Raw genomic sequence first — 23,220 nt, forward strand, 5'->3', positions numbered from 1 at the left:
GGTGCGGGCACCTTTACGCGCGCCTCGGCGGCAGCGTCCCTCGGCGCACGGGCGGCGCGGCGGTCAGCAGATGCGCGTACGGCTCTCCATCGCCTCGCGCGCCGTCTTCTCGTCCCCGTACACCTCGCACATGTGGCGACCGTCCGGCGTCGCCGTGTGCTCGACCTCCCAGAGGCTCGTCTCACTGCCGTCGAGGAGCAGGAACGCGTGCTCGTACAGCGTGAATCCGGCGTCCCGCCCGTCGACGCGGCACTGCCTGCCGAAGATCTGGGTGATGTGGTGGGCGAAGGCTGCCCTCAGGAGGCGCGCGGTCTCCTCGCCCGGAACGTCGCTGTTCTCCGCGCGGCGCAGGACCCGGCGGGCGTGGTCCGCGGAGTTGTCCGGCGCGTACATCCGGGGCAGCGGGGCCGGTGGAGTGGCCATCAGGACCGTCAGTATCTCCAGGTCGGCCTGTCCGTCCTCACCGAACGCGGGTACGTCGGAGAAGCTGCCGGACAGCCGGGCGGCGGCGAGACGGACGTCCGCCTCGTCGTCGTACAACTCGTGGTGCTGGGGGACGGGCTGCCGCCGCGACCGGGGGTCCGCCGCGGCCATGGCGGTGCTGTGGACCAGCTCCCACAAGGTGAGCGCGGAGCCGTCGGCCAGCAGGTAGGTATGCCGGTAGGTTTCGCGATGCAGCACAGAACTGTGGTGCGAGGAGTGCAGGGAGCTGCTGTGGGCCAGCGCGGTCCCGAGTTGCTCGACCGTGCAATCGGGCAGGTCGAAAGAGTTGAGTGCCCGTCGTAGGAGTCGGTCGAGATGCTGCTCGGTTGTCTCGTACGGATCGCTCAAGGTGCTGTCTCCAGGCCGTCGCCGCGTGTTACTTGGTGCGTGCTTAACGTAGTCCCTGGGTCCGACATCGTGACCGGGGTTCCTGAAAACGTATGACGCGTGCGGAAGGTTCCTGGCGATTCGCTCGAACTTCCTTCTGCGGATGGCGAGTCGGCGGATGCCCGGCTGCGGCGGATGGGTCAGCGGGGGCCGTAGAGATCGCTGTACGAGGGGTGGACGCCCGCGCCCGGGCGGAGGTCGACGCCCTCCGCCGCCCGTACGGCCTTCACGACGGCGCGGGTCAGGGTGTCCGCGCCCGCTGCCAGGAGCTCGTTGAGAGCGATCGGGTTCTCCTGCGGCAGCGGGCGCTCGCCCGTGGCCAGCGCGAAGACCGTGTCCCCGTCGGTCAGCAGATGTACGGGCCGCACGGCGCGCGCCAGCCCGTCGTGCGCCGTGCCCGCGAGCTTCTGTGCCTGCGCCCGGGTGAGATCCGCGTCGGTGGCGACGACGGCGAGCGTGGTGTTGAGCGTGGGGAGCGCGTTCGCCTCCCGTGCTTCGGCCAGGCGGCGCACGGCGGTTTCGTGGACCTCCGCCGGAGGGTGCACGGGCGGCTCCGCGGCGCCGTACTCCCCGTACAGCACCCCGGTCACCGGATCGACCACGGAGCCCGCCGCATTCACCACGACCAGCACGCCGACCGTGATTCCGGACGGCAGTCGCACGCTCGCCGTGCCCACGCCGCCCTTGAGCTGACCGGCGACCGCACCCGTACCCGCACCGACCCCGCCCTCCGCGACCTGGGCCCCCGACTCCATACCGGCTGCGGCCTCCACGGCGGCGCGGCCGGTCGAGGCGTCCGGGCGGGCCCGCCAGTCGCCGCCCCGCCCCAGGTCGAAGATGCACGCGGCCGGGACCACCGGCACCACCTGCGACGGATCGGGGCCGACCCGCACACCCCGTCGCTGCTCCTCCAGCCAGGCCATCACGCCGGATGCCGAGTCCAGGCCGTAGGCGCTGCCACCGGTCAGGACGACGGCGTCGATCCGCTGCACCAGATTGCGCGGGTCGAGTGCGTCCGTCTCCCGGGTGCCGGGGCCACCGCCGCGTACGTCGACAGCCGCGACGGCGCCGCCCTCGGGGGCCAGGACGACAGTGGTGCCGCTCAGTGCGCCGTCGCCCGGCACCTGCGCATGACCGACGCGCAGCCCGGCGACATCGGTCAGCGCGTCCACCGCCCCTGCCGCCGGGGACAGCGGAAACTGTGCATCCTGTCCGGTCATCACGTGCTCCTCACATCCGGTTCGGCGGACCCGCGGCGGCCGGTGCGCCCGGTGCCGGGCGCCGTGACAGCGACACCCCGACGGCCACCGTCGCGGCCGCCACCGGACCGGCCGCGAGGACCGCCCACTCCCCGGTGAACGTACAGCCAAGGATGGCCACCGCGGCCAGGGGGAGAGGTAGTTGCTCCGCGAGGTCGCGCTTGAAGTGGCGGGCGTGGACCACCCACACCGTCAGCAGACAGACCGCGGCGGGGGCCGCCACGGCGGCCGAGGCGGCCGTCGTCGACACATGCGCCTTGCCGATGACCTCCTCCACCGACCTCGATGCCCGAGCCGATCGCGGCGGCGGAGCCGAAGATCACGTAGTGGCCGGCTTCGTTCACTTCAAGCAGCAGCGTTTGTCTGCCGGTTCGGGCAGCAGATGGCGATTTTAAAACTCGTGGATGTTCACGAGAAATAGCAGCAGTGCAGGGGGACGGCCTGCCGGAGGCGAGGGGGCGCTGTTGGCGAATTCCCGGAGCCGTCCGGAACGGCAGTGGTCATCCACGGACGACGCCGGGCAGAGCCGAGGGAGTGAGATGAGTTGCCCCTGCCGCGAGTGCGACTCGCACCGCGGCACGCAGACCCGGAGTACCACCCGGGAAGTGCCCGACCGGAGCTGAACCGGCCTGTCCATGAGCGCTCTCCGCAGATCCGCCCCACCGGCGGCTACGGCGACCCCCGGGTCCGCCACACCGGTCCAGGCCCGAGAGCGGGAACCGACCAGGAGCCCGAGCGGTCCGCGAAGCTGACGGCTCGGCTGACCCTCACCATGACCGTGGTCATCGGCCGGCTCTGGGGCCTGACGGTCGTCGTCGACGAATGGATGGAGGGCAACATCGCAACGGCCTGGTGGGGTGCGGGCTTTCTCTGCCTGTCCTTCGCCGTCGTCCTCGGGCTCTGGATGCTCGGCCCGAAGGATCGCTGACAGCTGCCGTACCCGGGAGAGCCGCCGTACCCTGGAGACATGAGCACCGCCCCCGCCTCCGGACCGCGCGATTCGAAACCGACACAGCCGGCCCACCCCGTACAACCGGAACAGAGGAAGCCCAAGCCGGCTCTGATCTTCGACGATCCGCTGGACCAGCAGTCCGCGGACGATACGGACCGAGGGTGGGGTGAGCGGGCCCCGGTCGGCGACGGCTCCGCCGACCTTGCGCGCTTCCTCGACGAGAAGCCGCCCCACCACGTCTGAGCTGCTCGTCGTGCCCGCGCCCCGGGCCCTGGGCGCCCTCGCCCGTCGGCCCGGCGCGCTGTGACACGAGCGCGTCGCGGATCTCCTTCAGCACCTCCGGCTCGCTGACCTCCGGCGTCTCCTGCACACCTTCCTTGGCGGGGCCTGCATGGCCGCCCACCCGATCCATGCCCTCGGGCCGGTTGCTTGACGGCGCATCAGTGCGCAGAGGGGGGTGGGTCGGGTTCAGCACAGGGTCACCGCCAGCCGGGCCGAGATCCCCGCGCCGGCCAGCGACGCGGCCGTGCTCCGTGGCACGGACAGCACAACCAGCGCGCCGCCCGCCGCAGGACCTTCCGCGGGATCCTCGGCCCAGCCGTCGGCCGGGGCCCGTGGCACCGCCGCCACCCGGGCCCCCTTCGCCACCACCCTGGCATCGGCCCCGGCGCCCTCGGCCGCGATCACATCGACACGGTCGCCGGGGCGCAGCAGCCGGACGGTTGCCGCATCCGCGATCCGGACCGGTGCCGACACCAGCGGAACCGGCCGTCGCTTCACTCCCGGCCCGGCACCTGCCGCGCCCCCGGCACCGCCCGGCGCCTCGCCGCCGCCCAGTCCCGAGGCGGCCAGCGCCGCAGCCGTCAGCGCCAGCCCGGCCGCCATCGCGCGACGCTGCCGCCACATCGCACGCCGCAGCCGACGCCCCCCGCCCCCACGCACCCGTAACGGCGCGAACGAGGGCACCCCGCAGGGCGCGGGCGCCGACACCGGCGACCCCGGGACGGACGGGCGTACATGAGACGAGGAGGAGGTCGCAGAAGCGGGCGGGAACATGGCCAACACCACCAGTCGTGAGGAGCGCGGAGTCCGGACGAACGCCGACGCCCCTCACCCTCCGCCTTCCGCGGGATTTCCGCTGAGCCCTGTGGACAGCCCCCACGATGTGGACAACTCCGTCACCCGCTCGCCATCGGGGCACCCCCCTACGGCAGTTCGAGCCCCGTTTCGATCCCGTCCAGCGCCTTCGCACAGGGACAGTGACGATCCCCCTCCGCGGGCAGCGCGGCCACCGCGTCGTAGAGCACCGACCGCAGCCGGTCCACATTGGCGGCGAACACCTTCAGCACCTCCCCGTGGGAGACGCCCTCGCCCGCCTCGGCACCCGCGTCCAGGTCCGTCACCAGCGTCATCGTGGTGTAGCAGAGCCCCAGTTCGCGGGCGAGCACGGCCTCCGGGTGCCCGGTCATCCCGACCACGGACCAGCCCATCGCCGCGTGCCAGCGCGATTCGGCCCGGGTCGAGAAGCGCGGCCCCTCGACGACGACGAGCGTGCCGCCGTCCACCGGCTCCCAGCCCCTGCCGCGGGCCGACGCCAGTGCGACCTTGCGCCCCTCGGGGCAGTACGGGTCGGCGAAACCCAGGTGCACCACGTTCGGCGCCACCCCGTCCGCCCGGGTCTCCCCGTCGTAATACGTCTGCGTACGGGCCTTGGTGCGGTCCACCATCTGGTCCGGTACGAGCAGCGTCCCCGGTCCGTACTCCGGGCGCAGCCCGCCGACCGCGCACGGGCCGAGCACCTGACGTACGCCGACGGACCGCAGCGCCCACAGGTTGGCGCGGTAGTTGATGCGGTGCGGCGGCACATGGTGGCCGCGTCCGTGGCGGGGGAGGAAGGCGACCCGGCGGCCGCCGATCTCGCCGAGGAAGAGGGAATCGCTCGGCTGTCCGTACGGGGTGTCCACGCGAACCTCGGTGACGTCCTCCAGGAAGGAGTACAAACCCGAGCCGCCGATGACACCGATCTCTGCGTTCACCATGCGATCACACTAGCGGGGCCGTCACGGCCTCCCCCGCGGTAGGGAGTGGATCAGCGAGCGGCATCGTGCGGCTTCGATGGCAAGGCGGAGGACGGAGTCGACGCGGAGCGTCGGTGACTGACGACAACGCGGCAAGCGGAGTCGCAGGGCGTCGGGAACCCACCCCCTATCGTGGGGGAGGCCGTAAATGCCCGGGACCCCGCCGATCGGATCGGCAGGGCCCTCGGATGAAGTGTGAAGCTGCGTACCTCGGCTCAGGCGGCCGACGTACCGCTCGACGACGACAAGGAAGAGGAGGACGCGGTGGACGACGACGCGGACGACTTCGATTCCGACCCCGTCGAAGAAGACGAAGCGGAACCGGATGCCTTCGCGGACGAAGACGACGGTGTGCTGCTCGACGACGATCCGCGGCTGTCGTTCCGATAGAAACCGGAACCCTTGAAGACAATGCCGACCGCCGAGAACACCTTCTTCAGGCGTCCTTCGCAGTTCGGGCACGCGGTCAGAGCGTCATCGGTAAACTTCTGCACCGCCTCGAGGCCCTCGCCACATTCGGTGCACTGGTACTGATAGGTCGGCACTTGTCTTCCTCCTGGCACTCTCACTCGATGAGTGCTAACGATCCTCAATGGTAGCTGCTACGGGCCGCTGTTTGCAGTTACGTCTGTCACCTGCCTGAAGGGCAGCGGTCAGGGCTTGGCCGCCGTGAGGGCCGCCGGCCTGAGCGAAAAGCTGCCACATTATGTGGCGGAGGAGTCACAGTGACGTATTCCGCTGAGCGAGCGAGCGCATGAATCGTCACTTTCTGGCCGCGACAGGATCGCGGTGAACCGAGCCGCGTGCGGCCATGATGGTCGCGCGGGCCGGTGTCAGCCGCGAACGCAGCGTCACCAGGGTCACGAGCGCCAGCACGGTCCCCACCAGCGGCACCACGAAGCCGGTGCTCGCGCCATGGGCGTCCGCGAGTCGTCCGGCGACTGTCACCGCAGCCGCCTGGCCGAGCGCGATCGAGCCCGTCAGCCAGGTGAACGCCTCGGTCCGCGCGGATGCCGGAACCAGCGTCTCGACCAGTGTGTATCCGCTGATCAGCGCGGGTGCGATGGAGAGCCCGACGAGCAGCCCGAGCCCGGCCAGCAGCGGCACGGAGTGCACCGCCCACAGCCCCGAAGCGGTCAGCGTCAGCGCCGCGTATCCGGCGATCAGCCTGCGCCGCGGCCCGCTCTTCCAGGCGATGGCCCCGCAGGTGATCCCGGCCAGCATGTTGCCGGCCGCGAAGATCCCGTACAGCAGGCCGTTCGCGCCGGGCCGGCCGATCTCCTCGGTGAACGCGGTCAGCGAGACCTGCATGCCGCCGAAGACCGCGCCGATCCCGAGGAAGGCCACCGCGAGCACCCGTACGCCCGGCACGGACAGAGCGGAGACGCGCTGTTCGGGGGCACCGGCCGCGGCGGCGCGGACCGCGGGCTGGGTGCGGTGCTGCGCCGCGAAGAACAGCCCGCCCACCAGCGTCAGCGCGGCTTCCGTGATCAGCCCGGCCGCCGGGTGCACGCCGGTGCACAGCGCGGTGGCGAGGACCGGCCCGATGACGAAGGTGAACTCGTCCGTCACCGACTCGAAGGCTGCGGCGGTCGGCATCAGCGGTGAGGCCTTCCGGCCCGGCGCCGCGCCCAGCAGGGCGGCCCAGCGGGCCCGCACCATGGGCCCGACCTGGGGGACGGACGCACCCGTCGGAACGGCGGCCAGGAACAGCAGCCACAGCGGTGCGTCCGCCAGGGCGAGTGCGGTCAGCGCCGATACGGACGCCGCGTGCACGAGGACGCCCGGGAGCAGTACGGCGCGCTGGCCGACGCGGTCGGCGAGCTTGCCGCTCTGGGGTGCGAACAGTGCCATGGAGACGCCGGTGACAGCGGCGACGGCACCCGCACTGCCGTACGAACCGGTGGTGTGCTGCACCAGCAGGACGATGCCGATGGTCAGCATCGCGAAGGGCTGCCGTGCGGCGAAGCCCGGAAGGAGGAAGGTCCACGCACCGGGGGTGCGCAGCAGCTGCCCGTAACCGGGGCGGTCGGAGACCGTGGACGCCACGGTCCATGCCTTTCTGCCGCCTGGTAGCGGTGCCCCCGCCGGTCCGCACCTGTGGGTGCCGGTCCCGTACGGGGGCTGCCGAGAGCTGTCCTCTTCGCGCGGAACTGCGGTAGATGCCGGGCGCTCGCTGCAGAGGCGGAGGACGCCACGACCGCCATACGGTCGCGCCAGCTCTGCATCAGGCAGAGTTGGTCGATCAGGTTTCCTTCATGCTACAGGCAGGGGCCTGCCTGCGATGGTGCGCAGACTCCTGGTGGTGCGCTTCGGATGGTCAGCGATGGGCCCTCGCGCCGCTGCCGGTCCCTCTGCTGTGCCCGTCGGTCCCCAGCCAGCTGGCCAGCTTGCCGCCCTCGCCGACTGCTCGCAGCCGCGACTCCGCCGCGTCACGTACCGGATCGGTCGCGACGACCAGCAGTTCGTCTCCGCGCCGCAGCACCGTCGACGGCGCGGGAACGAAGCTCTTGCCTTCCCGTACGACCAGGGTGACCGCGGCGCCGGCGGGCAGCCGCAGTTCGGCGACCTCCACGCCGTGCATCTTCGACCTGGCGGGGATCGCCACCGACAGCAGATGACCGCGCAGCCGTTCCAGCGGCGCCGACTCGATGCCGAGGTCGGCGGCCTCGGACGGGTCCTCGGCAATCTTCAGGGCCTTCGCCGCCCAGGGCAGCGTCGGTCCCTGGATCAGGGTGTATACGACGACGAGCACGAAGACGATGTTGAAGACCCGGGTGGAGCCCTCGATCCCGGACACCATCGGAATGGTCGCCAGGATGATGGGTACGGCGCCGCGCAGCCCCGCCCATGACATGAGGGCCTTCTCCTGCCAGGACATCCGGAACGGGATCAGGGAGATGAAGACCTCCATCGGGCGCGCCACCACGGTCAGCACCAGACCCACGACGACCGCGGGCCAGAAGTCGTCGACCAGATCGTGCGGCGCGACGAGCAGACCGAGCAGGACGAACATGCCGATCTGGGCCAGCCAGCCGAGCCCGTCGGCGAAGCCGCGGGTGGCCGGCCAGTGCGGCAGCTTGGCGTTGCCGAGGATCATCGCGGCCAGATAGACGGCGAGGAAGCCACTGCCGTGGGCCATGGCGCCCGCCGCGTACGCGGACACGGCGATCGCCATCACCGCGATCGGGTAGAGACCGGACGCGGGCAGGGCCACACGACGCAGTCCGAACGAGCCGAGCCAGCCGACGGCGATGCCGACGGCCGCGCCGATCGCCAGTTCCAGGGCGATCTCGCCGACCAGGAGGTACCAGCTGTCGACCGGTCCCTTGGTCGAGAAGGCCACCACCAGGATCACCACGGGGGCGTCGTTGAAGCCGGACTCGGCCTCCAGCACGCCGGTCACGCGGGCCGGCAGCGGCACCTTGCGCAGCACGGAGAAGACGGCCGCGGCGTCCGTCGACGAGACGACCGCGCCGATGATCAGCGCCTGCCGCCAGTCCAGGCCGACCAGATAGTGCGCCCCCGCCGCGGTGACGCCCACACTCACCGCGACGCCGACGGTCGACAGCATCGCGGCGGCGGGCAGCGCCGGCTTGATCTCTTTCCACTTCGTACCGAGGCCGCCCTCGGCCAGGATCACGACAAGAGCGGCGTAGCCGAACACCTGGGTCAGTTCGGCGTTGTCGAACTTGACGTGGAAGATCCCGTCCTGCCCTATGGCGATCCCGATGCCGAGATACAGGAGCAGGCTGGGGAGCCCGCTGCGGGACGAGATGCGCACCGCCGCGACGGCGACGAGCAGCACGAGCGAGCAGACGAGCAGGAGTTCGTTGAGCGTGTGGACAGTCAGTGGCCGTTCCTTCCCTGCGTACGCCTGCCGAATCGTCTTCCGGCGGCCGGTACTTCGTTACCTTACCTAATCTTTAACGCTTTCTTGACGGCTTCGAGCGTTCGTGCGATCGCTCCTCGATTCGATGCATCCCGATACCGCGTCGGACCCGCTTCGGTGCTGCGCCTATGGTTGCTCCTGCACTCCCAGGACCACCCTGCCCCTCGAAGGACAGCGATGCCCGCCAACACAACCGCCTCTTCCGGCTCTTCCGGTTCCGCCGGTGAGAAGACCGGCAAGAAGAAGGGGCGACGCGCCCGCCTGATCGTGATCGTCCTGGTGCTGGCGCTTGTCGCGGGTATCGGCTACGGTGCGTTCTGGTCCGTGACCACCGTGCGGGCCTCGTACCCGCAGACGAACGGCTCCATCAAGATCGACGGCCTCGCCGGCAATGTCGACGTCAAGCGCGACAGCCACGGGATCCCGCAGCTCTACGCGGACTCCGACGCCGACCTGTTCCGCGCCCAGGGCTTCGTGCAGGCGCAGGACCGCTTCTGGGAGATGGACGTCCGCCGTCATATGACGGCCGGCCGGCTCTCCGAGATGTTCGGTTCCGGGCAGGTCGACACGGACGCCTTCCTGCGCACGCTGGGCTGGCGCAAGGTCGCGCAGGAGGAGTACGACACCGTCCTGTCCGCGGACACCAAGAAGAACCTGCAGGCGTACGCGGACGGGGTGAACGCCTACCTCAAGGGGCGTGACGGTAAGGACATCTCCGTCGAGTACGCCGCGCTCGGCCTCACCAACGACTACAAGCCGACCAAGTGGACCCCGGTCGACTCGGTCGCCTGGCTCAAGGCGATGGCCTGGGACCTGCGCGGCAACATGCAGGACGAGATCGACCGCTCGCTGATGACCAGCAGACTCAGCAAGAAGCAGATCGAGGACCTGTACCCGGCGTACCCGTACGACAAGCACGATCCGATCGTCAGCGAGGGGGCGATCTCGCCGGTCACCGGCAAGTTCGAACCGAAGGCGACGCCGACCTCCGGCATCGGCGCGAACACCGTGCAGGGTGCCACCGAGGGGGTGAACGCCCAGCTCGCCTCGCTCTCCGACACCCTCGACCGGATCCCCGCGCTGCTCGGCCCGAACGGCAACGGCATCGGATCCAACTCCTGGGTGGTCTCAGGCAACTACACGACGACCGGCAAGCCGCTGCTCGCCAACGACCCGCACCTGGCGCCGCAGCTGCCCTCGCTCTGGTACCAGATGGGGCTGCACTGCCGGGAGATCAAGCCGACCTGCCAGTACGACACCGCCGGGTACACCTTCTCCGGCATGCCGGGCGTGATAATCGGTCACAACCAGGACATCGCCTGGGGGTTCACCAACCTCGGCGCCGACGTCACCGACCTCTTCCTGGAGAAGGTCTCCGGCGACGGCTACCAGTACGACGGCAAGGTGAAGCCGTTCGTCACCCGTGAGGAGACCATCAAGGTCGCGGGCGGCGCGAGCCGGCACATCACCGTGCGCGAGACCAACAACGGTCCGCTGATCTCCGACCGCAGCAGCGAGCTGAAGAAGGTCGGCCGGAAGGCCCCGGTCACCAACTCCGCGCCGGACCGCGCCGACGGTTACGCGGTCGCCCTGAAGTGGACCGCGCTGGAACCCGGCAAGTCCATGGACGCCGTCTTCGAGCTCAACCGCGCCAAGGACTTCACCACCTTCCGCTCGGCTGCCGAGCACTTCGAGGTTCCCTCGCAGAACCTCATCTACGCGGACACCAAGGGACACATCGGCTACCAGGCCCCCGGCAAGATCCCGGTCCGCAAGACGGGCGACGGCACGATGCCGAGCCCCGGCTGGAGCTCGGAGTACGGCTGGAAGAAGGACCCGATCCCGTTCGACGAGCTGCCGTACGAGTACGACCCGAAGCGCGGCTACATCGTCACCGCCAACCAGGCCGTCGTCGACGAGAAATACCCCCACCTGCTCACCAAGGACTGGGGCTACGGCACCCGCAGCCAGCGGATCAGCGGCCTCATCGAGTCGAAGATCAAGGGTGGCGAGAAGATCTCGACCGAAGACATGCAGAAGATGCAGATGGACAACAGCAGCGAGATCGCCGCGCTGCTGGTGCCGAAACTGATGAAGATCAAGGTTTCCGACACGAGCGTGCGCGAGGCGCAGAAGCTCCTGGAGGGCTGGGACTACACCCAGGAGCCCGACTCGGCGGCCGCCGCGTACTTCAACGCGGTCTGGCGCAACATCCTGAAGCTGGCGTTCGGCGACAAGCTGCCCAAGGAGATGCGGGTCGAGGGCGAATGCCTCACCGTGCTCCCGGCCGACAGCACGGGCCCGGTCGACGAGCAGGACAAGCCGGTTCGCGAGTGCGGTCAGCGCGACGCGGACTCGGCGCAGCCGGACGGCGGCGACCGCTGGTACGAGGTGGTCGCCAACCTCGTGGACGACGAGAACAACGACTGGTGGAAGGCGCCGAAGAACCGCAGGGACGAGGCGGCCGAGAACCGTGACGAGCTCTTCGCCCGCGCCATGAAGGACGCCCGCTGGGAGCTGACCGCCAAGCTCGGCAAGGACATCTCCACCTGGAGCTGGGGCCGACTGCACCAGCTGACCCTGAAGAACCAGACCCTCGGTACCGAAGGCCCCGATCTGCTCCAGCGGGCCCTCAACCGCGGCCCGTGGAACCTGGGCGGCGGCGAGGCCGCGGTCAACGCCAGCGGCTGGAACGCGGCGGGCGGCTACGAGGTCATCTGGGTCCCGTCGATGCGCATGGTCGTCAACGTGGGGGACTGGGACAAGTCCCGCTGGATCAACCTCAGCGGCGCGTCCGGTCACGCGTTCAGCGCGCACTACACCGATCAGACCGACAAATGGGCCGACGGAGATCTGCTCGACTGGTCCTTCGGGACGAACGCCGTGGCCAGGTCGACGAAGGACACGCTGACGCTCAAGCCGTCGTAGGGCGGCGGACCCGGCACCGCGGGGTCCGGGCCGACGGGCCCGGCGCGGTGCCGGCCGGGCTCACGGCCTCCCCACTCCCTGTCGTGGGGGAGGCCGTCAGTCCGTGAAGCGCCGCGTTCCGGCCGGTGTCACCACGGCGTCCACGGGGTGGTCGTGCGGTTCCACGGGAACCGTCGCGACCACCTCGTTGTCGTAGAGCAGGACGATCAGCGCGGGGTGCGCCCCCGCGGCCGCGAGCCGGGCCAGCACCCGGTCGTACGAACCGCCGCCCCGGCCGAGCCGCATCCCGCGTCCGTCCACCGCGAGGCCCGGCAGCAGGACCGCGTCCGCGTCGAGGACGGCGTCGGGCCCCAGCCGTGGACCGTCCGGCTCCAGCAGCCCGCGGCCCGCCGGGCGGAGGCGGCCGGCACCTTCGTACGGTGCCCAGTCCAGATCGTTGTCCGGGAGGAGCACCGGCAGCAGTACCCGTACGTCCCGCGCGCGCAGCGCGTCCAGCAGCGCGCGGGTCCCCGGTTCACTCCCGACCGAGACATAGGCGGCGACGGTACGGGCCCCGGCCAGCTCGGTGAGACCGACTGCGCCCCGGGACAGAACCATCGCGGCATTTTCGACGTCTTCGCTGGTCAGGAGGGCTCGCGAGGCGAGTAGTTGACGCCTGAGCGCGGCCTTTCCGGACATGTCGGTGTTCAACGTGCACCTGCGCATCTCTCGTATGTGCATATAGAAGTACAAAGTTAACCAGCGACTTATCTTCCGCCTGTGCTCACCGGTTATGGTTGCGCGCATGACTCAGTTGCACCCCAGGATCAGCAAGGCTGTCATTCCGGCCGCAGGGCTCGGTACCCGCTTCCTGCCGGCCACCAAAGCCACTCCCAAAGAGATGCTGCCTGTGGTCGACAAGCCCGCGATCCAGTACGTCGTCGAGGAGGCGGTGGCCGCCGGTCTCTCCGACGTACTCATGATCACCGGCCGCAACAAGCGCCCGCTCGAGGACCACTTCGACCGCAACTACGAGCTGGAGTCGGCGCTCACCCGCAAGGGAGACGCCGAACGGCTCCAGAAGGTCCAGGAGTCGAGCGACCTCGCCACCATGCACTACGTCCGACAGGGGGACCCGCGGGGCCTCGGCCACGCCGTGCTGTGCGCAGCACCGCACGTCGGTGACCAGCCGTTCGCGGTCCTCCTCGGCGACGACCTGATCGACCCGCGCGACCCGCTGCTCGCCCGCATGGTCGAGGTCCAGGAGCGCGAGGGCGGCAGTGTCGTCGCCCTCATGGAGGTCGAGCCGGAGCAGATTCATCTGTACGGCTGCGCGGCCGTCGACGCCACCACGGACGGCGATGTCGTCAGGGTCACCGGCCTGGTCGAGAAGCCCGACGCGGCCGACGCGCCCAGCAATCTCGCCATCATCGGGCGCTATGTCCTCGACCCTGCCGTCTTCGACATACTGCGCAGGACCGAGCCGGGCCGCGGGGGCGAGATCCAGCTGACCGACGCGCTGCAGCTGCTCGCCGCGGACGAGAAGATCGGCGGCCCGGTGCACGGTGTCGTGTTCAAGGGACGCCGCTATGACACCGGCGACCGGAGCGACTATCTGCGTGCCATTGTCAGACTCGCGTGCGAACGTGAAGACCTGGGACCGGAGTTCCGGGCCTGGCTCCGCCGTTATGTCACCGAGGAGATGTAGCACTTTGAGCAGCACGATCTGGTCGGTGGACGAGCACCTGGAGGACATTCTCGGCGCCGTGCGGCCCCTCGAACCCATCGAGCTGCAACTGCCCGAGGCCCAGGGCTGTGTCCTCGTCGAGGACGTCGTGGTGGAGATCGCCCTGCCGCCCTTCGACAACAGCTCGATGGACGGGTACGCGGTCCGGATCGCCGATGTCGAGGGCGCCAGCGAGGAGTTCCCCGCGGTGCTCACGGTCATCGGTGACATCGCGGCGGGCAGCGACGGGCTCTCCGGCGACCAGACCGTGGGACCGGGCGAGGCCGCACGCATCATGACCGGCGCACCGCTGCCGGCCGGTGCCGAGGCCGTCGTCCCGGTCGAGTGGACCGACGGCGGTACGGGCGGCGGCCCGGCGGACACCATGCGCGCCCACAGCGACGCCCCGCAGGGCGCGGGCGGCGAGGTCCGTGTCCACCGCCCGGTCGAGGCCCGCGCCCATGTCCGGGCCCGCGGCAGCGATGTGCAGCCCGGCGATCTGGCGCTGCGGGCCGGTTCGGTGATCGGGCCGCCGCAGATCGGGCTGCTCGCCGCGATCGGCCGCTCCACCGTGAAGGTGCGTCCGCGGCCGCGGGTCGTCGTCATCTCCACCGGCAGCGAACTCGTGCAGCCCGGCGAGGAGCTGACCGGCGGCCGGATCTACGACTCGAACAGCTTCGCGCTGACCGCCGCCGCGCGCGACGCCGGAGCGATCGCCTACCGGGTCGGAGCCGTCGCGGACGACGCCGATTCGCTCCGCGCCACGATCGAGGACCAGCTGATCCGCGCGGACATCGTCGTCACCACGGGCGGGGTCAGTGTCGGTGCGTACGACGTGGTCAAGGAAGCACTGTCCTCCGTCGGCGACGAGGACGAGCCGGGCAGCGGCATCGACTTCCGCAAGCTCGCCATGCAGCCCGGCAAGCCGCAGGGCTTCGGCTCGATCGGCCCGGAGCACACACCGCTGCTGGCGCTGCCGGGCAATCCCGTCTCCTCGTACGTCTCGTTCGAGCTGTTCGTGCGGCCCGCGATCCGCAGGCTGATGGGCCTGGAAGAGGTGACCCGCCCGACCGTCAGGGCCACGCTGAACACCGACAACGCGCTCTCCTCGCCGCCCGGCAGGCGCCAGTTCCTGCGCGGCACGTACGACGCGGAGGCGGGCACCGTCACCCCTGTCGGTGGCTCGGGATCGCATCTGATCGCGGCCCTCGCCCAGGCCGACGCGCTGATCGTGCTGCCTGAGGACGTCACCTCCGCGGAGCCCGGCACGGTCACCGAGGTGATCCTGCTCCGCTGAACGCCGGCCGGTGGCGGTACGGTGTCTGCCGCTGTGCCTTACCGGGGGACACCCCTCGGACCCCCGGCCGCACCCCGGTGCAGGCCGAGCGGGCAACCGGCGCCCTACCGCTAGGCGGAGTTCAGTGAGTACGCAGAACAGGCTGACGCATCTCGACGAGGCGGGCGCGGCCCGGATGGTCGACGTGTCCGAGAAGGACGTCACCGCGCGCGTCGCCCGCGCCAGCGGCCGGGTCCTCGTCTCGCCGCGCGTCGTCGAACTGCTCCGTGGCGAGGGAGTCCCCAAGGGCGACGCCCTCGCCACCGCCCGCATCGCGGGGATCATGGGTGCCAAGCGCACCCCGGAGCTGATTCCGCTCTGCCACCCGCTCGCCGTCTCCGGTGTGAAGGTCGACCTGAGCGTCGCCGACGACGCGGTGGAGATCACCGCCACGGTGAAGACGACGGACCGCACGGGCGTGGAGATGGAGGCGCTGACCGCCGTCTCGGTCGCCGCGCTCACCGTGATCGACATGATCAAGGCGGTCGACAAGAGCGCGGTCATCACGGATGTCCGGGTCGAGGCGAAGTCCGGCGGCAAGTCGGGCGACTACCGGCGGCCGGCGCCGGAGGGATCGGACGCATGACGGCGTCCACCGGCGCGGCGCCGCCCGCCCCGTACACCGCCCTTGTCGTCACGGCGTCGAACCGCGCCTCGGCCGGTGTCTACGCCGACCGGGGCGGTCCCCTGATCGTCGAGGCGCTCACCGCGCTCGGCTTCGCCGTCGACGGGCCGCAGGTCGTCCCCGACGGCGACCCCGTCGAACAGGCCCTGCGGGCCGGGGTGGCCGCCCGGTACGACGCCATCGTCACCACCGGCGGTACGGGCATCTCGCCGACCGACCGCACCCCGGACGCCACCCGCCGCGTCCTTGACCACGAGATCCCCGGCATCCCGGAGGCGATCCGCGCCGAGGGCCGTGAGAAGGTCCCCACGGCCGCGCTCTCCCGTGGCCTCGCGGGTGTGGCGGGCGGCACCCTCATCGTGAACCTGCCCGGCTCCACCGGCGGGGTACGGGACGGGCTTGCCGTCCTCGAACGTCTTCTGGTGCACGCCGTCGACCAGCTCCGCGGCGGCGACCACCCCCGACCCGGGAGCCCGAGCTGAACGTCCCGACCTGGCCGGTGATCCTGACGGACGGCGCGATCACCCTCCGGCCGATAAAGCTGCGGGACCAGCGCGTGTGGCGCGAGGTCAATCGGCGCAACCGCAACTGGCTGCGCCCCTGGGAGGCCACCGTTCCACCGCCCGCCCCGGGCGGCCCGGTCGCCCGGCGTCCCACGTACCGTCAGATGATCCGCCATCTGCGTTCCGAGGCCAACGCGGGCCGGATGCTGCCCTTCGCCATCGAGTACGAGGGACGCCTGGTCGGGCAGTTGACGGTCGCCGGGATCACCTGGGGGTCGATGTGCTCGGGACACGTCGGCTACTGGGTGGACCAGGACGTGGCGGGCCGCGGTGTGATGCCGACCGCGGTCGCGCTCGCTGTCGACCACTGTTTCCGGACGGTCGGACTGCACCGCATCGAGGTGTGCATTCGGCCGGAGAACGGGCCCAGCCGGAGGGTCGTGGAGAAACTCGGATTCCGCGAGGAAGGGCTGCGTCCGCGCTATCTCCACATCGACGGTGCCTGGCGGGATCATCTGATCTTCGCGCTCACGGCGGAGGAGGTGCCCGACGGACTGCTCCGGCGCTGGCACCAGGCACGACCGGAACGCCACGCGAAATAAAATAAGTGTTCGAAATTGATCGATGTGTGGCCGCTGACGAACGCACAAACGCCGACTGCCGATCTGAACAATCACAAAAAAGTCCGCGATATCAGCCGGATCGTGCGACACACCGGGCCAATTGGCGGATGCCTCCGTGCAAACCCCTCTACGGTGTGAGACGTGAGCAGCAGCGGCCTCATCTACGCAGTCATCGTCGGGGCCTGGGCCGCCTACTTGGTGCCGATGTGGCTCCGCAGGCAGGACGAGCTCAATGAAGCCCGTCCGACGGAACGCTTCAGCACCGCCATCCGGCTGCTGTCCGGACGGGCGGCCATGGAGCGCCGGTACGCCAAGGAGCTGCGGGAACGCACCGCCGAGGAGGCGGACCCCGACGTCGACCCGGACGCGGACACGGACCGAATGGATTCCGTGGACGTCCGGGCCTTTGCCGCGCCTCCGGCGCACACCGAAGCCCGGTTGCACGACCCGGCGCGCGCACCGGAGCCGCAGGCCCAGGACAGACCCGTACACGCGCCCGTGTCCGCACGGCGTGCACGACCCGGCGGGACCGACGCCGAGCGCGCCCGGCGCGCCCAGCGCTCCCAGGTCCTCGCGCGCCGGCGGCGCACCACCTCGGTCCTCTTCCTCGCCTTCACCCTCGGCGCGATCGTCGCGGCCGTCGGCGGCCTGCGCTTCCTGTGGGCGCCCGCGGTGCCGGCCGTGCTGCTGAGCATGTACATCGTGCATCTGCGGGCCCAGGAACGGCGCCGGTTCGTCTTCACCATGGACCGGCGCAGGGCGGAGGTCGCGGCGCAGCGCCTGCGCGAGAACCGTCCCCGCAGGCACCAGCCCGCGTCGACGGCCCCCGCCGAGTCCGACGAGGAGCCCGAATCGCGCCACCCGGAGCCCGAGCCCGCCCCCGCGGTCTCTCCGCAGGAGGCGGGCCGCCGCGCCCTGGTCGAGCAGACGGACCACGCGGAATGGGTCGACCAGCAGCGTGAACGCGGCCGGGTCCAGGGCGACAGCTGGGAGCCGGTCCCGGTCCCGCTGCCGACGTACGTCACCGCACCGGTCGCCCCGCGCGCCACGGGCGGCGTCGAGGTCGGCAACCCGGAGACCTGGAGCGCGGCCCGCTCCAGCACGGCCGAGCCGACCCAGACGGGCACCGCGCCGCCCGCCGCACCCCCGGTCGAGCCGGCGCCACGCCAGCGCACCGGCTCGTCCCGCCGCTCCCGCGACCGCGGCCGGACCCCGCTCTTCGACCAGTACGAAGACGGCGACCGGCCCCGCGCCGCCAACGAGTGAGACCCGCTCCGACGCCGACCCGGCTGACCAGCAAGGGAACGGATTTCCAAGCACCCCTGTGAGGGTGCTAGAGTTTCACTCGTTGCAAGGGCCTGTGGCGCAGTCTGGTAGCGCACCTCGTTCGCATCGAGGGGGTCTGGGGTTCAAATCCCCACAGGTCCACCGCAGGGCCGTTCACGGGTTCATCCCGGAACGGTTCACGAGATCCCGGTCAGACGGTCACCGTCTGACCGGGATCTCGTCGTTTGAGCTCCTGCTTGTGTGAAAGTCAGCCTGCCGGGCCGCTGGGAAGCGCGGCGGTCCGCGTCGGAACGGACCGGGGGTCGGGATGCGGACATGCCGCGGGGACCGCAGGCGTGGAGGCAGACTCCTGCGGTCTCGCGACGTGTCGATCTTCAATTACCCGGAACGTGCCCACTCAGGGGCTGCGGCTCAGCGCCTGAGAGCGGGGCGCGACCGTCAAGCTGATCGTCGGGTAGGGCACAAGGATGTCGTTCGGCTCGAGGTCGAGGCCGGTGATCGCACTTTGCTTGCTGGCGGCCAGGTACTGCTCGAGTTCCTTGATGTTGTGGACCATGACGGTGATGGCGGACAGGAGGGTTTGGGCGACGCGGCCACGGGGCTGACGTCTCTCGCGGGCGTGCAGGGCGGAGTCGACGGACTTCAGTCGCCCGTTGCCACCTTCGATGTGAGCACGCAACGTTTGGTAGGCCAAGGCCCAGGAGGGCGTCTGCCAAGGCAGCTCCTGCCGCGTGCGGGGCATGACGTGCGCCTGCACGGTGACGGAGGACTGGCGGCAACATTTGGGGCGTTCGCCGAGCGGCATGGTTGGGGGCTCTACGGTGGGCCGGCTGGCGGGGTGCGCGGTGCGCTCCCTGTGGGCATCGAGGTTGATGACGACCGGTACAGGCCCCTTCTTCGTCGGTGCGCCGCGGCCCTCACGCTCCTGTGCCCAGGGGCAGTTGACCTTAGTGATGGGGCAGGCGAACCGCTCGGTGCCGCGATCGTCGAGTGTGTCCTTGCGGGTGAGCGCGTACGCCTCGATCTCCTGCAGCTGCTCTCGAAGCGGGATGCGTTCACGCTCGTTCTTGGCGCTGCGGATCTGCGTGTACAGGTCGAGCAAGCGGCGCGGGGTGAGGGGGCAGAAGAGTCGGCCCACTTTCGTGATCGCGCCCTGGTGATGGCCTTCCGCCTTGGCGGAGGTGACCTGGGGCTCAGTGAAGTCGAGCACGGGCATGTAGCCGAGGGCGCGCATCGGCCGGTGGAAGTTCTCGGGGAGGAGCTTGGTGTAAGCGCGGTCGGCCGCCGTGAAGCCACGGAGCTCGGTGAGCTGCGCCAGCACAGCGCTGACGTAGTGGGCGTGGCGGCCCATGTCCTTCTCTGGCGTGTGCAGCACCATGCCGAGGATCAGCTGTGGGTAGCGGCCGGCTCGGTCCGGGTCGGCGTGAGCCGCGATGGCGAGCGTGGCGCTGTAGCCGAACTCCCGGTCGCCACCTCCCTTGTAATGCCAGTTGGCGCTCGCCTCCAGAGCGGAGCGCTTACGTGTGTGGGGACGGGCCCAAGTTGGCACGCAGGTGGTGTCGATCGCGCTGTCGCCGCGCCAATGACGCATCAGACCTTTCACGAAGGCGATGCGGACCGGGGCGGTGACCAGCCGGTTGGCGAGTTCTTCCAGACGGCGGAGAGCGGGCTGTCCGTGTTCACCGTTCCACTGAGCGGCCACTTTGAGGCCTGCTGCCCTGGGAAGCCGACTGCGGCGCTGGTGCGGTGCAGCGTCCAGCAACCGGTTCATGCGGGTCCAGGCGCGGTGGAAGCGGTTGTAGAGCGCGTTGACCGCATCCTGGTCCTCGATGTCGCAGGTCGGAATGGAGAGGTGGGCGCGCAGCCGCTCGCTGGTGCCGAACGTCATGATCTCGAAAGCGTCGTCGAGGTTGCTGCTGGTCCTCTCGTAGCTTGCGCAGACCAGGCCGAGCAGAACCAGACGGATGGGGTAGCCGGGCGGCCCCGGCAGCCCTGCAAACTGGGCCTCGATCATCTCAACGACGCCACTCTGATGGAGCGTGCGCCGAAGCTTCATGACCTTGCTGTCGGCCATCTCGGACGGCTCGTGTGAGCGCGGGTACGGGCGGCGGGGGCGGCCGTTGCCAGGTTGATAGCGGGGATCATCGGCGGGCGTTCTCATGCCGATCCGCGCAGCATGCGGGCGGTGGCCGCGGTTGTGAGCGGGGGGACCGATGCTCGGTAGGGGGCCAGGGCGGCAGTCGACTTCATGCCCGCCGCCGTGGCGATGACATCTTCTGGGACACGTTGGCGCAGGAGCTCAACGATCCAGGTGCTACGCAGCCGGGCCAGCTTCAGTTCGGGAAGCCCCGATGCACCCTTCAGCGTCCGCTCGGCCCAGTTGGACACACCGTTCTTCGGGTCGGCGACTTGGCGTTGAGGCAGGAACAGGTATCGGTCACCCGCGGCACACGCCCTTGCAGCGAGGGCCTCCTCCCACATCGCTCGGCAGACCACCAGCCGGTCGCTGCCCGGTACTGCGACGACCACCGCCTCCGACGGCAGCACGGTGATGTCGGTGCCGCGGATGGCCAGCACCTCGCGGCGTGCCAGTCCGCAGCCGGCGCCGAGGGCCAGCAGGGCCAGCGCGCTGCCGCCGATGGCGGACGTAGGGGGCAGTGTGCGGGCCCACATCAGGTAGCGGGCGAGTTCAGGCGGGGTGTACGGGGCTGCGCGCTGGCGCTTGGCACTCATTCGGGGCGTGGGCTGCTGGCCGTACTCCAACCACAGCAAGGCTTCGCGGATGCGCAGGAGGATGCTCCGGTACGTCTGGACGGAACTGCCTTCGAGTTTCGTCCGTGCGAGCAGGTATCGCGTCATCACCTCTGGCGCCAGCCATGCCAGAGGGTCGCGGGCAATGCCGACGCGCTCGGCGTACATGGCCAGACCGGAGAGCGCCAGCATCACTTTCGGGACTGGATATGGGACGGAATCGCAGGTCGCGGCGGCCACCATGCGAACGCCATCGGCGACCAAGGGCCACTCCGATGGCTTTTCCAACGGCTGGTAGCCGAGGATCGCGCCGCTCATTGCCGTCTCCAAAGGAACGCACCACGAAAAGTGGCTACACAAGTGGCCACCTGTTTCGTGAGTGTGCACTTCGACAGTCAGGAGCGCATGCGCATGACCGGAGGACGAGGCCGCAGCAGGCCGCCGCGGGAGCTGGCTCGGGACCCGGAGAACTGGCCCGAGGCGACGTTCGTTGACCAGCCCCAGGCCAGGATTGTGCAGGCGGTCGCACAAGGCCTGACCAGGCAAATGACCCTTCAGGGGCTGGGTCTGCGACGCGTCGCCGCTCTCAGTGGCGTCAACCGTCAGGCGGTCGCGAATCTCCTCGCTGGCAGTAGCTGGCCGGACGTGGCGACGTTGAGCCGTCTGGAGGACGGGCTCGGCGTGGGTCTCTACCCGGGTACCAATGATCCGGGATCGATGCATTGCTGAACCTCCGGAACCCGCACGTCATCTGTGCAGGCAGGACGGATTGGGCTCAGCACGCCACAGGTGACCCGACGGTGGGCTACCCTCAAAACGGCATGCAGAAGCCCCTAACCGGACTCACATGCTCGGTGCCGCCGAGACTGATCCCTTGGCGGCACCACCAATTCACCGTCCAACGCCGTGCTGATCCTTCACGGCAACGGACGTGCTGCTAGGCGCTGCTACTTATCGATCCACCTCCGCCCCGGTGTACAGGCCCGGTCCGACCTGCTTCAGGAATCCCTTATTCACCAGGCGGTTGAGCCGGTGACGCATCCGCTCGATCTCTGCTCGAGGCGCACTCTTGTCGACGAGGGGGATGACTGCGTCCTTGGGGCTCATCGGTCGATCTGCCGAGCCCACCAGAGTGACTACCTTCCGGTTCAGCTCGGTAAGTCGACCAGAGAGCTTCGAACCCTGCTGGTTGTCCGTCCTGCGCCGCTGCTGCCCGCCGGGGGCCGACTCTGCATCCGACTCGGTGGCTCCTGAAGCGCCATTCGTGGAGGACTGTGCATGAACCCCGTCGCGGCCTTCGGCGGATCCCCCACTCGCAGTCGGTTTCCCAGGCAGCGTCTCTTCGAGAAGCTGCGCTGCAGTACGCCGAGTGATTGCAAGTGCTGCCAGTCGCTCCTCGGTCTCGGCGATCTCAGCGCGCAGTCGGGCAACCAACTCCCGAGCAGCGTGTTCCTCCGCGTCGAGACGATGGAAGAGCATGTCACTCATTGCCGACTCCCCATCAAACTCCCTACAGCTAGCCGCTGTTGCGTGCGAGTCCGCCCGCAACCTTGCACGCAAGCGTCACTCTAGAGCCACCGTGTGTCATCGCGGGGCCCCTTGCTGAATCTCACCTATGCAACAGAGGGTGCGCGCAAACCATTGCGTCGAAGGGGAGCTTGCGCAACCACAGCAGTGGTCCTCCTTGGGGTGTTCGTCGCTGTGCATCCCCGCAGGGGGCGCACGAGTCTCCTGGTTCGGGGTTTGCGCTTGGTGGACTGACCCTACGGCGCCGGTGAGTGCTCGTGCAGTTGAGCGCGCGCCATCATGGAGCTCAACCAAGAGTGATTGGGCCGTCGGGTAGCCAGCCGTCGAGGTAGCCGTCGACCAGGGTCGCCGTGCTGTCGAGGTGGGGCTCCTTCAAGAGCGACGAGAGCATCGCCCGCGCTGCCCACATGGCAGCCAGCCCAGACCGCCCTCCTCTGTGGATCGAGTTGGAGGCCAAGGGTGCCTTAGTGCGAGCTAGAAACACACGCTCCTCCATCCGCACTCGTGGCGCGCCACTCGAGGGCGGAGCGGCCCATCTTCGTCCGACAACTGGTCCCCATCGGAGAGCCGAGCCGCTGAAGCAACGTGTTCCTAGCCTCAGGGCGGCCTCAGTGTAGGACTCGACCAGCCGGACCGGGCAGTGGGGCAAAGTCCAGTGCTTGTGGATGGAATCAAAAAGTGGAAAGAGGGCTACGCGCTCTTGTGCATCGATCACGGCGAGAGTCACCGTGCGATGAAAACGGGGGCCGGGGAGGTGCATGGAACACGATTAGCCGCTGGCTGGACAAGTAGCCATCCGGATGGGCCGAACAGTGGATAGCCCCGACGGAGGGGGATGGATGGAGAAGAGTGCTTCGAACGGTCGCGAACGTGTTCCTGGCTGT

General features: G+C 69.7%; 23 protein-coding genes and 1 tRNA gene. 11 read left to right on the forward strand and 13 right to left on the reverse strand.

Translation table 11 applies throughout. The annotated features are described in order from the left end of the window. Positions 1–63 precede the first annotated feature (63 nt). From ACGFSA_RS14410 to ACGFSA_RS14420, 3 genes are all read right to left on the reverse strand, one after another. Positions 64–831 carry a DUF6227 family protein gene (locus ACGFSA_RS14410; protein ID WP_393303960.1) on the reverse strand — a complete coding sequence of 256 codons (768 nt, stop codon included), beginning with the start codon at positions 829–831 and terminating at the stop codon, positions 64–66. Positions 832–1,010: 179 nt separating this feature from the next. Then, positions 1,011–2,090 carry a P1 family peptidase gene (locus tag ACGFSA_RS14415; protein ID WP_393303962.1) on the reverse strand — a complete coding sequence of 360 codons (1,080 nt, stop codon included), beginning with the start codon at positions 2,088–2,090 and terminating at the stop codon, positions 1,011–1,013. 10 nt (positions 2,091–2,100) lie between these two features. Continuing rightward, positions 2,101–2,406, reverse strand: coding sequence for a hypothetical protein (locus tag ACGFSA_RS14420; protein ID WP_393303964.1), 306 nt, complete (start codon positions 2,404–2,406; stop codon positions 2,101–2,103). Positions 2,407–2,688: 282 nt separating this feature from the next. Between ACGFSA_RS14420 and ACGFSA_RS14425 the strand changes: the two genes are divergently transcribed. Together ACGFSA_RS14425 and ACGFSA_RS14430 are read left to right on the forward strand one after the other, a co-directional pair. Further along, positions 2,689–3,057 carry a hypothetical protein gene (locus ACGFSA_RS14425; RefSeq protein WP_393303966.1) on the forward strand — a complete coding sequence of 123 codons (369 nt, stop codon included), beginning with the start codon at positions 2,689–2,691 and terminating at the stop codon, positions 3,055–3,057. Positions 3,058–3,096: 39 nt separating this feature from the next. Then, positions 3,097–3,324, forward strand: a complete 228-nt coding sequence (locus ACGFSA_RS14430) for a hypothetical protein (RefSeq protein ID WP_393303968.1) — start codon at positions 3,097–3,099, stop codon at positions 3,322–3,324. Positions 3,325–3,549: 225 nt separating this feature from the next. Here the strand turns inward: ACGFSA_RS14430 and ACGFSA_RS14435 are convergent, their stop codons facing one another. The 5 genes from ACGFSA_RS14435 to ACGFSA_RS14455 form a co-directional block, all read right to left on the reverse strand. Continuing rightward, positions 3,550–4,137, reverse strand: coding sequence for a hypothetical protein (locus ACGFSA_RS14435; protein ID WP_393303970.1), 588 nt, complete (start codon positions 4,135–4,137; stop codon positions 3,550–3,552). Positions 4,138–4,286: 149 nt separating this feature from the next. Beyond that, positions 4,287–5,120, reverse strand: a complete 834-nt coding sequence (locus tag ACGFSA_RS14440) for an S-methyl-5'-thioadenosine phosphorylase (protein WP_393303972.1) — start codon at positions 5,118–5,120, stop codon at positions 4,287–4,289. A gap of 254 nt (positions 5,121–5,374) precedes the next feature. Then, positions 5,375–5,704 carry an FmdB family zinc ribbon protein gene (locus ACGFSA_RS14445; RefSeq protein WP_393303974.1) on the reverse strand — a complete coding sequence of 110 codons (330 nt, stop codon included), beginning with the start codon at positions 5,702–5,704 and terminating at the stop codon, positions 5,375–5,377. Positions 5,705–5,921: 217 nt separating this feature from the next. After that, a complete protein-coding gene (locus ACGFSA_RS14450) occupies positions 5,922–7,208 on the reverse strand; it encodes an MFS transporter (RefSeq protein WP_393303976.1) in 1,287 nt (428 codons plus the stop codon). Positions 7,209–7,479: 271 nt separating this feature from the next. After that, entirely contained in the window at positions 7,480–8,967 is a 1,488-nt protein-coding gene (locus ACGFSA_RS14455; protein ID WP_393303978.1) for a potassium/proton antiporter, read from the reverse strand. Positions 8,968–9,228: 261 nt separating this feature from the next. Between ACGFSA_RS14455 and ACGFSA_RS14460 the strand changes: the two genes are divergently transcribed. Next, positions 9,229–11,979, forward strand: a complete 2,751-nt coding sequence (locus ACGFSA_RS14460) for a penicillin acylase family protein (RefSeq protein WP_393303980.1) — start codon at positions 9,229–9,231, stop codon at positions 11,977–11,979. A 96-nt stretch (positions 11,980–12,075) separates the two neighbouring features. Here ACGFSA_RS14460 and ACGFSA_RS14465 read toward each other — a convergent pair whose 3' ends face one another. Beyond that, entirely contained in the window at positions 12,076–12,669 is a 594-nt protein-coding gene (locus ACGFSA_RS14465; protein WP_393303982.1) for a 5-formyltetrahydrofolate cyclo-ligase, read from the reverse strand. A 94-nt stretch (positions 12,670–12,763) separates the two neighbouring features. Here ACGFSA_RS14465 and galU point away from each other — a divergent pair, with 94 nt between their 5' ends. From galU to ACGFSA_RS14500, 7 genes are all read left to right on the forward strand, one after another. Further along, positions 12,764–13,666 (forward strand): UTP--glucose-1-phosphate uridylyltransferase GalU, encoded by a 903-nt coding sequence (gene galU, locus ACGFSA_RS14470; protein ID WP_393303984.1) that lies wholly within the window; start codon positions 12,764–12,766, stop codon positions 13,664–13,666. A gap of 4 nt (positions 13,667–13,670) precedes the next feature. Next, positions 13,671–14,981 (forward strand): gephyrin-like molybdotransferase Glp, encoded by a 1,311-nt coding sequence (gene glp / locus ACGFSA_RS14475; protein WP_393303986.1) that lies wholly within the window; start codon positions 13,671–13,673, stop codon positions 14,979–14,981. A gap of 124 nt (positions 14,982–15,105) precedes the next feature. Then, entirely contained in the window at positions 15,106–15,606 is a 501-nt protein-coding gene (moaC, locus tag ACGFSA_RS14480) for a cyclic pyranopterin monophosphate synthase MoaC (protein WP_393303988.1), read from the forward strand. Beyond that, complete coding sequence (locus ACGFSA_RS14485; protein ID WP_393303990.1) at positions 15,603–16,127, forward strand: molybdenum cofactor biosynthesis protein B; 525 nt, start codon at positions 15,603–15,605, stop codon at positions 16,125–16,127. The genes moaC and ACGFSA_RS14485 overlap by 4 nt, the downstream gene beginning before the upstream one ends. A gap of 17 nt (positions 16,128–16,144) precedes the next feature. Further along, on the forward strand, positions 16,145–16,750 hold the full coding sequence (locus tag ACGFSA_RS14490) for a GNAT family N-acetyltransferase (protein WP_393303992.1): 606 nt from the start codon (positions 16,145–16,147) through the stop codon (positions 16,748–16,750). Between the two features lie 162 nt (positions 16,751–16,912). Then, entirely contained in the window at positions 16,913–18,037 is a 1,125-nt protein-coding gene (glpR, locus tag ACGFSA_RS14495; RefSeq protein WP_393303994.1) for a gephyrin-like molybdotransferase receptor GlpR, read from the forward strand. 88 nt (positions 18,038–18,125) lie between these two features. Next, positions 18,126–18,199, forward strand: a tRNA-Ala gene (locus tag ACGFSA_RS14500). 256 nt (positions 18,200–18,455) lie between these two features. Here the strand turns inward: ACGFSA_RS14500 and ACGFSA_RS14505 are convergent. Beyond that, positions 18,456–20,132, reverse strand: coding sequence for a hypothetical protein (locus tag ACGFSA_RS14505; RefSeq protein ID WP_393303996.1), 1,677 nt, complete (start codon positions 20,130–20,132; stop codon positions 18,456–18,458). Between the two features lie 83 nt (positions 20,133–20,215). Beyond that, complete coding sequence (locus ACGFSA_RS14510; protein WP_393303998.1) at positions 20,216–21,127, reverse strand: hypothetical protein; 912 nt, start codon at positions 21,125–21,127, stop codon at positions 20,216–20,218. Between the two features lie 30 nt (positions 21,128–21,157). Here ACGFSA_RS14510 and ACGFSA_RS14515 point away from each other — a divergent pair, with 30 nt between their 5' ends. Next, entirely contained in the window at positions 21,158–21,538 is a 381-nt protein-coding gene (locus tag ACGFSA_RS14515) for a helix-turn-helix domain-containing protein (protein ID WP_393304000.1), read from the forward strand. A gap of 222 nt (positions 21,539–21,760) precedes the next feature. Here ACGFSA_RS14515 and ACGFSA_RS14520 read toward each other — a convergent pair whose 3' ends face one another. Together ACGFSA_RS14520 and ACGFSA_RS14525 are read right to left on the reverse strand one after the other, a co-directional pair. Further along, positions 21,761–22,297 (reverse strand): hypothetical protein, encoded by a 537-nt coding sequence (locus ACGFSA_RS14520; RefSeq protein WP_393304002.1) that lies wholly within the window; start codon positions 22,295–22,297, stop codon positions 21,761–21,763. Between the two features lie 325 nt (positions 22,298–22,622). After that, positions 22,623–22,745 (reverse strand): hypothetical protein, encoded by a 123-nt coding sequence (locus ACGFSA_RS14525; RefSeq protein WP_393304004.1) that lies wholly within the window; start codon positions 22,743–22,745, stop codon positions 22,623–22,625. Positions 22,746–23,220: the final 475 nt, after the last annotated feature.

Origin of the sequence: Streptomyces sp. NPDC048496 (assembly GCF_043200055.1) — a bacterium.
GTDB lineage: Bacteria > Actinomycetota > Actinomycetes > Streptomycetales > Streptomycetaceae > Streptomyces.

Excerpts from the sequence above, each read along its gene's own strand:
- ACGFSA_RS14510 (WP_393303998.1), bottom strand. The coding sequence starts at position 21,127 with ATGAGCGGCGCGATCCTCGGCTACCAGCCGTTGGAAAAGCCATCGGAG.
- ACGFSA_RS14440 (WP_393303972.1), bottom strand. The coding sequence starts at position 5,120 with ATGGTGAACGCAGAGATCGGTGTCATCGGCGGCTCGGGTTTGTACTCC.
- ACGFSA_RS14505 (WP_393303996.1), bottom strand. The coding sequence starts at position 20,132 with ATGGCCGACAGCAAGGTCATGAAGCTTCGGCGCACGCTCCATCAGAGT.
- ACGFSA_RS14485 (WP_393303990.1), top strand. The coding sequence starts at position 15,603 with ATGACGGCGTCCACCGGCGCGGCGCCGCCCGCCCCGTACACCGCCCTT.
- ACGFSA_RS14415 (WP_393303962.1), bottom strand. The coding sequence starts at position 2,090 with ATGACCGGACAGGATGCACAGTTTCCGCTGTCCCCGGCGGCAGGGGCG.
- galU (WP_393303984.1), top strand. The coding sequence starts at position 12,764 with ATGACTCAGTTGCACCCCAGGATCAGCAAGGCTGTCATTCCGGCCGCA.
- ACGFSA_RS14430 (WP_393303968.1), top strand. The coding sequence starts at position 3,097 with ATGAGCACCGCCCCCGCCTCCGGACCGCGCGATTCGAAACCGACACAG.
- ACGFSA_RS14520 (WP_393304002.1), bottom strand. The coding sequence starts at position 22,297 with ATGAGTGACATGCTCTTCCATCGTCTCGACGCGGAGGAACACGCTGCT.
- ACGFSA_RS14435 (WP_393303970.1), bottom strand. The coding sequence starts at position 4,137 with ATGTTCCCGCCCGCTTCTGCGACCTCCTCCTCGTCTCATGTACGCCCG.
- ACGFSA_RS14525 (WP_393304004.1), bottom strand. The coding sequence starts at position 22,745 with ATGTGGGCAGCGCGGGCGATGCTCTCGTCGCTCTTGAAGGAGCCCCAC.
- ACGFSA_RS14460 (WP_393303980.1), top strand. The coding sequence starts at position 9,229 with ATGCCCGCCAACACAACCGCCTCTTCCGGCTCTTCCGGTTCCGCCGGT.